General features: G+C 66.4%; 7 protein-coding genes. 5 read left to right on the forward strand and 2 right to left on the reverse strand.

Translation table 11 applies throughout. The features are described 5' to 3' along the window. Positions 1-17: 17 nt before the first annotated feature. Both AC3WRI_RS12795 and AC3WRI_RS12800 read right to left on the reverse strand, forming a co-directional pair. Positions 18-911, reverse strand: coding sequence for a response regulator transcription factor (locus AC3WRI_RS12795; RefSeq protein ID WP_011616340.1), 894 nt, complete (start codon positions 909-911; stop codon positions 18-20). Then, positions 895-4,230, reverse strand: coding sequence for a hybrid sensor histidine kinase/response regulator (locus AC3WRI_RS12800; protein WP_492293399.1), 3,336 nt, complete (start codon positions 4,228-4,230; stop codon positions 895-897). The genes AC3WRI_RS12795 and AC3WRI_RS12800 overlap by 17 nt, the downstream gene beginning before the upstream one ends. Positions 4,231-4,460: 230 nt before the next feature. On the opposite strand from AC3WRI_RS12800, the gene urtA reads away from it, so the two are divergent. The 5 genes from urtA to urtE all read left to right on the forward strand — a co-directional run bounded on the left by urtA (position 4,461) and on the right by urtE (position 9,371). Further along, positions 4,461-5,750 carry an urea ABC transporter substrate-binding protein gene (urtA, locus tag AC3WRI_RS12805; RefSeq protein ID WP_011616338.1) on the forward strand — a complete coding sequence of 430 codons (1,290 nt, stop codon included), beginning with the start codon at positions 4,461-4,463 and terminating at the stop codon, positions 5,748-5,750. A gap of 64 nt (positions 5,751-5,814) precedes the next feature. Continuing rightward, a complete protein-coding gene (gene urtB / locus AC3WRI_RS12810) occupies positions 5,815-6,729 on the forward strand; it encodes an urea ABC transporter permease subunit UrtB (protein ID WP_010814077.1) in 915 nt (304 codons plus the stop codon). Positions 6,730-6,751: 22 nt separating this feature from the next. Then, positions 6,752-7,888, forward strand: coding sequence for an urea ABC transporter permease subunit UrtC (gene urtC / locus AC3WRI_RS12815; RefSeq protein ID WP_492293400.1), 1,137 nt, complete (start codon positions 6,752-6,754; stop codon positions 7,886-7,888). A 17-nt stretch (positions 7,889-7,905) separates the two neighbouring features. Continuing rightward, positions 7,906-8,649: an urea ABC transporter ATP-binding protein UrtD gene (gene urtD / locus AC3WRI_RS12820; RefSeq protein WP_011616337.1), complete on the forward strand. Its 744-nt coding sequence runs from the start codon at positions 7,906-7,908 to the stop codon at positions 8,647-8,649. 32 nt (positions 8,650-8,681) lie between these two features. After that, complete coding sequence (gene urtE / locus AC3WRI_RS12825) at positions 8,682-9,371, forward strand: urea ABC transporter ATP-binding subunit UrtE (RefSeq protein ID WP_010814080.1); 690 nt, start codon at positions 8,682-8,684, stop codon at positions 9,369-9,371. The last annotated feature ends 28 nt before the right edge of the window (positions 9,372-9,399 follow it).

Raw genomic sequence — 9,399 nt, forward strand, 5'->3', positions numbered from 1 at the left:
CCTTGGCGCACGGCACGTCACGCCGTCCCCAAGTTGCGCCGGGTGGCGGCAACTGCCGCCGTTCGCGTTTCCACGCCGAGCTTCTCGTAGATGTGTTCCAGGTGCTTGTTCACCGTGCGCGGGCTCATGCCGAGGATGTCGGCGATATCGCGATTGGTCTTGCCGCGCGCCACCCAGGCCATCACCTCGGCCTCGCGCAGTGTCAGGGCCGGGCCGGCCGGGGCCAGACCGCTGCACGACAGTTCCACCACGACCACGTCGCCCGCCTCGCCTGTCAACCGGCGCAGGTGAAGACTATCAGCGCCAGTTTCCGCTTCGCTGCAGAGGCGGAACACCGCGTCGCGCAGCGCGGGAGGCAGTACCGCGCCGGCAATCGCTACCGGCCATCCCTGGGCCTGCAGCAAGGCTGACGCGCTGCCGTTTATCCACAGGAGCCGGCCGTCGATGCCGGCCGCGAGCATCGGCACCGTGCTGCCGAATACGGCCTCCCGTGCGCTGCGCGCCAGCCGTGCCTTGCCCGCATGAGACCGCACGCGCGCCACCACCTCGGCAATCGCCACCGGTTTGGTCACGTAGTCGCATGCGCCGACTTCGAAACCGCGCACGATATGACCGGTATCGCCAAGTCCGGTCATGAAGATCACCGGCAGGTCCGCGTGGCGGTCCAGCAGCGCCGTGCAGGCGGCAAAGCCGTCCATGCCCGGCATGTCCACGTCCAGCAGCACCGCATCCGGCGCGAAGGACGTCAGCGCATCCAGTGCCGCGTTGCCGTTCGCGGCGGTGTGGACCAGCATGGCTTCGCCACCCAGCGCGCGCGTCAGGAAGCCGCACGCGTCGGCATCGTCGTCGACCACCAGTACGCGGGTCTCGATCGTCGGCAACGGGCGAAAGGTGTCAGGTTCGGGATGCATGGAGCGCCTCGCCAAGTGATGCGGTCAGGGCAGTGCCATCGGTCCGCGCGAGCGCCAGCATCTGCAGTGCCCACGTGGCCACGGCGCCGCCGCCTTCCGCCAGTTCTGAAAGCTGGGCCTCCAGCGCGCGCAGCCGGCCGGTGGCGCCCAGTTGCAGCAGCTCACGCAACAGGTCCGGCGCCGGGGTGAGCGCAGGCTGCGGCTGCGTCAGCGCGCGTCGGACCATCTCGACCAGTTCGCGCTCACGCACCGGCTTGCTGACGAATCCCAGATAGCCGTGCAGCGCGCGCGCTTCTTCCGTGTTTTCGTGCGCGTTGGCGGAGACGATCACCACTTGCGGCGCATTGGCTTCGGCGCGGATCTGGCGGCACAGGTCCCAACCCGATGCATCGGGCAGGTTCAGGTCGAGCAGCACCAGGTGCGGACGCCACTGGCACAGCGCCGGGAGCACGCCGGCGCCATCCCCCGCCTCATGCACGGCCAGCCCGTGCGGCGCCAGGAAGCCGCGCAGCACCGCCCGATGGGCCCTGCGGTCGTCGACGATCAGCACGCGCGCTCCCGCCGGCATTGGCGGCGCGGGCGCCCGCTGCGGGCACGTCACCGCCGCGGCCACGGTCGGGAGATAGAGCCGCACGGAGAACTCGCTGCCTTGGCCCGGTGCGCTGCGCACGCGGATGTCTCCACCCATCAGGTCTGCCAGCAGGCGCACAATGGCCAGGCCCAGGCCGATGCCTTCGCGATCGTCATGCGGCGTGGCGCGTTCAAACGGATCGAAGATGCGCGCCTGGTCTTCCGCGGCAATGCCAGGACCCGTATCGCTGACCGTGATCATTGCCAGTTCGCGCTGGTGGCGCACGGTCAGCGACACGTCGCCGTGCTCCGTAAATTTGATGGCATTGGTGACAAGGTTGATGATGATCTGGCGCAAGCGCTTGGCGTCGCCATGCACGTGCGCCGGCAGCTTGCCGGTCACGCGATAGTGGAACGCCAGCCCGCGCGCCGCTGCCAGTGGCCGGAACATGCGGACGAGTTCGTCCAGCAGGTCTTCCAGCGCCACCGCATCCTGTTCCAGCCGCAGCTTGCCCGCCTCGATGCGCGACAGCTCCAGCAGGCCGTCGACAAGGCTCGACAGGTGCTCGCCGGCGCGGCCGATGGTCCGCACGTCCTCGCGGCATGCGGCGGGCAGCGCCGGCGTGCGCAGCAGCAACTGCGAGTAGCCAAGGATCGAATTGAGGCCCGCGCGCATCTCATGGCTCATGCCGGTGATGAAGCGGCTCTTGGCCAGGTTGGCCTGCTCGGCGACTTCCTTGGCGCTTTGCAGCAGCGCATCGGTACGGCGGTGGGCGTCGATTTCCTTCTGCAGCAACTGGTTCTGGCGCTCCGACTCTTCCTGCGCCACCGCCCGGCTCTCATTGGCCAGCACCAGCCACCACGCGGCCACGGCAGCAAACAGCATCAGGCCGGCGCCGATCTTCAGGAACAGGCTGGCACGGGGCGCGGCAGCCAGCACCACCGGGCCGGACAGTTGCTCCTGCGTATAGAGCAGCCACAGCAAGGTGCCGAAGGCAAACACCATCCCCGCCAGCATCAGGCCGAACTTGCCGATCCGGCGGGCCATGACTGGTGGCGTGCCGGCCGGCAGCACGCGCGTGAGCGCAGTGGCGATCTGTTCCTGTGCGCTGGCGCCCGGTTTACACCGGTCGCCGCAGCGCGCGTCGAGCGTGCAGCAGAGCGAGCAGATCGGGCCGCGATAGGCCGGGCAGGCTGCCACGTCCTCCTTCTCGAACGGATTGCGGCAGATCGCGCAACGGATCACGGCGTGGCGCCGGCCAAAATCGACCGGCGTGCGCGCAACGAAATAGCGGCTGTGCGTGGCGATGGCGATCAACGGTGGCAACACGATCGCCAGCAGAAGTCCCACACCAACCGACGCCGGTCGCAGTGTGTCGCCAAACACCCCCAGGTGGACCAGCATCGACAAGGCCGAGGCCAGCATCATCGCGCCGAAGCCGGCCGGATTGATATCGAACAGGTAGGCGCGCCGGAACTCGATGTCCTTGGGAGAAAGCCCGAGCGGCTTGCTGATGACGAGGTCGCCACAGATCGCGCCGACCCACGCAACGGCCAGGTGGGCATAAAGCGCCAGTACCTGCTCCATGGCCTCGAACACGCCCATCACCATCAACATTACGGCGATCAGCACATTGAACGCCAGCCACACCACACGGCCCGGGTGACTGTGCGTGAGCCGCGCGAACACGTTCGACCACGCCAGCGAGCCCGCATAGGCATTGGTGATATTGATCTTGGTCTGCGAGATGAGGACAAACAGTCCCGTCAGCACCACCGCGACCCATCCCGGCCAGCTCCCGCCGAGTCCGTGTGCAAAGCCAGCCAGGTACATCTGAGTGGGCTCCAGCGCATGGGCAATCGGCAGTTCCGACTGCAGCACCACAAAGGCGAGGAACGCACCCCCTGCCATCTTCGCTGCTCCCGGCACGATCCAGCCCGGGCCGGCCGCGATCAGCGCGCTCCACCAGCGCACGCGGTTGCGCTGCGTCAGCGGCGGCATGAAGCGCAGGAAGTCCACCTGCTCGCCGATCTGGGCGATCAGCGCAGCCGCCACGGTGGCCGCGGCCCCGAATGCCTGCCACGAGAAGCCATCGCCATCGGCCAGCCGGCCGTTCAGGGACAGGAATTCCGCATAGCGGTGCGGCTCGCGCCAGAGGATCAGTGCGTAGGGCAGCACCAGCAGTGCCAGCCACACCGGCTGCGTCCACAGCTGGATGCGCGACAGCAGCGTCACGCCATGGGTGACCAGCGGGATGACGACAATGGCCGACAACAGGTAGCCGACAGGCCGTGGCAGGCCGAACAGCAGCTCGAAGGCCTGCGCCATGATGGCGGCCTCGAGCGCGAAGAAGATGAAGGTAAAGCTCGCATAGATCAGCGAAGTGATCGTCGAACCCAGGTAGCCGAACCCGGCACCGCGCGCCAGCAAGTCTATGTCGAGTCCGTGGCGGGCCGCGTAGTAGGAAATCGGCAGGCCGGTCAGGAAAATCACCAGGCTTGCCGCGCCGATGGCCCACATCGCGTTGGTAAAGCCGTAGCTCAGCGTGATGGCGGCGCCGATGGCCTCTAGCGCGAGGAAAGCAACTGCACCAAAAGCGGTATTGGCCACGCGGAAGGCGCTCCATTTTCGGAACGACTTTGGTGCAAAGCGCAGGGCGTAGTCCTCAAGGGTCTCGTCGGCCACCCAGCGGTTGTAGTCGCGCCGGATCTTGCTGATGCGCTGGACTGGCTGGCTGGCGCTCGACATGGTTGGAAGGGGCCGGGGGCACCTGGCAGGGAGTGATGCCGCGCTGACGCAAGAGCCATGCCGTGAGGCGACATGCCATTGCCGGTTGCGAAGGCCGCCGCCACACTCTCCCCCGCGTACGTTGAATAACGTATGGCCGCCAGTGTGGCGACGCAGCATGATCGGCCCGCAGGAGTGCTTTGACCAAGACGGATCAGCCAATCTCACCTCGCCTCCAAGGAGCGTCGATCATGCGTGACAAAGACAGTAGCGGTTCCCCTTCCACACCCGACGGCGGCGCGGTCTCGCTGCCGCGCCGTCGCCTGATGCAGGGACTGGCCGCCCTGCCCGCGCTGCCGCTGGCCGGCATGGCGGCGCAGGCTCATGGCGCCAGCCTGCCCACCGCCACGGTCAATACCACCAGGCTGGCCGTGACCGATACCGAAGTCACCGTCGGCCAGCTGCACTCGGCCACGGGCACCATGGCAATTTCGGAAACCGGCTCGATCCAGGCCGAACAACTTGCCATCGACCAGATCAACGCGGCGGGCGGCATCCTGGGCCGCAAGGTCCGGGTGATCAAGGAGGACGGCGCCTCCGACTGGCCGACCTTTGCCGAGAAATCGCGCAAGCTCCTCGTCAATGACCGCGTCGCGGCCGTGTTCGGCTGCTGGACTTCAGCCTCGCGCAAGGCGGTGCTGCCGGTCTTCGAGAAAGAGAACGGCCTGCTCTACTACCCCACGTTCTACGAGGGGCTTGAGCAATCCAAGAACGTGATCTACACGGGCCAGGAGGCCACGCAGCAGATCATCTGGGGGCTGGACTGGGCCGCGAAGCAGAAGAACGCCAAAAGCTTCTTCCTGATCGGCTCCGATTACATCTGGCCGCGCACGTCGAACAAGATCGCGCGCAAGCATATCGAGAACTTCCTGAAGCTGAAGGTGGTGGGCGAGGAATACTACCCGCTGGGGCATACCAACTTCAACTCGCTGATCAACAAGATCAAGGTGGCCAGGCCGGACTGCATCTACGCGATCGTGGTGGGCGGCTCCAACGTGGCCTTCTACAAGCAGTTGAAGGCTGCCGGCATCACCGCCGACAAGCAGTTCCTGCTGACCATCTCGGTCACGGAGGACGAAGTGCTCGGCATCGGCGGCGAGAACATCGCCGGCTTCTATGCCGCCATGAAGTACTTCCAGTCGCTGAACAACGCCAACAACAAGCAGTTCGTCGATGCCTTCAAGGCCAGATACGGCGGCAAGGCCGTGATCGGCGACGTCACCCAGGCCGCGTACCTGGGCCCGTGGCTGTGGAAGGCCGCCGTCGAGAAGGCCGGCAGCTTCGATATCGACAAGGTCGTGGCGGCGTCGCCCGGCATCGAGCTGAAAACCGCGCCGGAAGGCTACGTCAAGGTCGACACCAACCATCACCTGTGGAGCAGGACGCGGGTGGGCCTGGCGCAGCTTGACGGCCAGTTCAAGGTGGTGGCCGAATCTCCGCAGCTGATTCCGCCCAACCCGTTCCCGAAGGGCTACCAGTAAGCGCTTTGCCGTACCGGCGCCGGCAGGCGCCTTCCTGATCCGATGACCGCCGGAGCCGTCTTCCATGAATCTGTCCGACATGCTGAACATTGCCCTGATGCAGGGCTTTGCCGGGCTGAGCCTGTTCTCGGTGCTGCTGCTGATGGCGCTGGGCCTGGCCATCATCTTCGGCCAGATGGGTGTCATCAACATGGCCCATGGCGAGTTCATGGCCATCGGCGCCTACACCATCTTCCTGGCATCCACCACGGTCGAGCGCCTGGCGCCGGCGTGGATGCCCCATTACTTCCCCGTGGCCATTTGCGCCGCGTTTGCCATTGCCTTCAGTGCCGGCTGGCTGGCCGAATGGGCGCTGATCCGGCACCTCTACAAGCGGCCGCTGGATACGCTGCTGGCCACCTGGGGGCTGTCGCTCGGCATGCAGCAGGCATTCCGTTCGACCTTCGGCCCCAAGGAAGTCAGCCCGACGCTGCCCGACTGGCTGATGGGTTCGTGGGCGCCTGCCCCCGGCCTCGATATCCCGATCAACGGCCTGTTCGTGATGGCGCTGACGCTGTGCGTGGCCGGGCTGGTCTGGCTGGCGCTGTACCGCTCGCGCTGGGGGCTGCGCGTGCGCGCCACCACCGCCAACCGGGCCATGGCCAACGCCGCCGGCATCAACACGCGCCGCACCGACCGGCTGACGTTTGCCATCGGCTGCGGCATCGCCGGCGTGGCTGGCGCGGCCTTCACGACGATCGGCTCCACGGGACCGACCAGCGGCTCGCTCTACCTCGTCGACGCCTTCCTCGTGGTCACGTTCGGCGGCGCAGCCAGCCTCGCCGGCACGGTGGCGTCGGCCTTCGGCATCGCGCAGACGCAGTCGATCACGGAATTCTTCATGACGGGGTCAATGGCACGCGTGCTGACGCTGCTGCTGATCGTAACGATCCTGATGATCCGCCCGCAAGGCCTGTTCGCCCCGGCGGTGCGTCGCTGAACCATTGCCAAGGAGCCCGACGATGTGCCCTTCGAAATCCATCCTGCCCCTGCTGCAGCGGCTGCGCGCCGGCGGCGAATGGGCCGGCTACGCACTGCTTGCGCTGGTGCTGCTGGTGGCCATGCCGCTGGCGCTGGACGTGTTCCGCCTGAACCTGGTCGGCAAGTATCTCAGCTACGCCTTCGTGGCCGTGGGCCTGGTCATGCTGTGGGGCTACGGCGGCGTGCTGAGCCTCGGGCAAGGCGTGTTCTTCGGCCTCGGCGGCTACGCCATGGCCATGTTCCTGAAGCTCGAAGCATCCGACCCCAGGAGCACGGCGATCCAGTCCACGCCGGGCATTCCCGACTTCATGGACTGGAACCAGCTGAGCGCGCTGCCGTGGTGGTGGGAGCCGTTCCGGCACCTGCCGTTCGCGATGGCCGGCGTGGTCGCGATCCCGGTGCTGCTGGCCTTCGTAGTCAGCTTCGCCATGTTCCGGCGTCGCGTCAGCGGGGTCTACTTCGCGATCATCACCCAGGCGGTGGCGCTGATCCTGTCGGTGCTGATCATCGGCCAGCAAGGCTATACCGGCGGCGTCAATGGCATTACCGACCTCAAGACGATGCTCGGCTGGGACATCCGCACGGACAGCGCCAGGCTCAATCTCTACTTCGTCAACGTGGCTCTGCTGTTCGGCGCCGTCGCCCTGTGCCGCTGGATCCAGCGCAGCAAGCTTGGCGTGCTGCTGCTGGCCATGCGCGACAAAGAGGATCGCGTGCGCTTCTCCGGCTACGACGTGGCGATGTTCAAGGTGTTCGTGTTCTGCCTGGCCGCCGCGCTTTCCGCCATCGGCGGCGCCATGTTCACGCTGCAGGTCGGCTTCATGTCGCCATCGTTCGTCGGCATCGTGCCGTCGATCGAAATGGTGATCTTCGCGGCCGTGGGCGGGCGCATGAGCCTGGTGGGCGCGGTCTGGGGCACCTTGCTGGTCAATGCCGGCAAGACCTATTTCTCCGAGAGTTTCCCGGATCTCTGGCTGTTCCTGATGGCGGCGCTGTTCATCGGCGTGGTGGTGGCCTTCCCTGACGGGCTGGCCGGCCTCTACCGCAAGTGCCTGGCGCGCCGGCGTGCCGACGATCCGCCCGCGCCGGCCGAGCGCATCCCGGCCACGACGGCCTGACCCGCGAGGCAGACACCATGAGCAATACCGACTTCATGCTGGCAGTGGAAGATCTGACGGTCTCGTTCGATGGCTTCAAGGCCATCGACAACCTCACGCTCTATGTCGACCGCAACGAGCTGCGCGTGATCATCGGCCCGAACGGTGCCGGCAAGACCACGCTGCTGGACCTGGTGTGCGGCAAGACCCGCGCCAGCGGCGGCAGCATCAAGTTTGCCAACCGCGAGCTGACGGGCCTGCCCGAGTACCAGATCGTACGCGCCGGTGTAGGCCGCAAGTTCCAGACGCCATCGATCTACGAGAACCTGAGTGTGTTCCAGAACCTGGCGGTGTCGTTCCCGCGCGGACGCGGCGTGCTGGGCGCCCTGGCTTTTCGCGCCACCGTCGAGGTCCGCCAGCGCGTGGCCGAGGTGGCCGCGGAGATTGGCCTGGCCGATGCGCTGGAGCGCGAGGCCGCGCAACTGTCGCATGGCCAGAAGCAGTGGCTGGAGATCGGCATGCTGCTGATGCAAGAGCCCAGGTTGCTGATGCTTGACGAGCCGATTGCCGGCATGAGCGTGCGCGAGCGCGAACAGACCGCCGAACTGCTCAAACGCGTCAGCAAGGGCCGCGCCGTGATCGTCATCGAGCACGACATGGACTTCGTCAAGCAGATCGCCGACAAGGTCACCGTGATGCACCAGGGAAAGATCCTGGCCGAGGGTTCGATGACCCAGGTGCAGAACGACCCGCGCGTGATCGACGTCTACCTGGGCCATTGACGCGGCCACCTGCTACCGACGGAGAATCTCACATGCTCACAGTCGACAACGTGGTCGTGAACTATGGCCAGAGCGAGGCACTGCACGGCGTTTCGTTTGCCGCCGCGCAGGGCGAAACGGTGGCCATCATGGGCCGCAACGGCATGGGCAAGACCACGCTGTTCAAGGCGATGATCGGCATGCTGCCGGTGCGCTCGGGCCAGGTCTACATCGATGGCAGGGATGTCGCCCGCGACGAGAGCTATCGCCGCGTGCGCGCGGGCCTGGGCTATGTGCCGCAGGGGCGCATGATCTTCTCGCACCTGAGCGTCGAGGAAAACATCCTCACCGGCATGGCGCAGGGAAAGCGCCGGCGCATCCCCGAGGAGATCTTCGCGATGTTCCCGGTGCTGTTCGACATGCGCCGGCGCAAGGGCGGCAACCTGTCCGGCGGCCAGCAGCAGCAGCTGGCGATCGCGCGGGCGCTGGTGGCCGATCCCAAGGTGCTGCTGCTCGACGAGCCCACCGAAGGCATCCAGCCGTCGATCATCAAGGACATCGCCCGCGCGCTGGACGAGATCCGCCGCACGCGCGACATCACGATCGTGTTTTCCGAGCAGGTGCTGAGCTTTGCGCTGGACGTGGCAGACCGGCTGCTGGTCATCGAAGGCGGCCGCTTCGTACACGAGACGCAGCGCAACAGCACGGATGTGGACCACATCCGGCAACTGCTGTCGGTCTGAACCGGTTTCAACTCCCCCATCCCCGATC

The sequence above is a fragment of the Cupriavidus sp. FW305-27 genome (assembly GCF_058787995.1).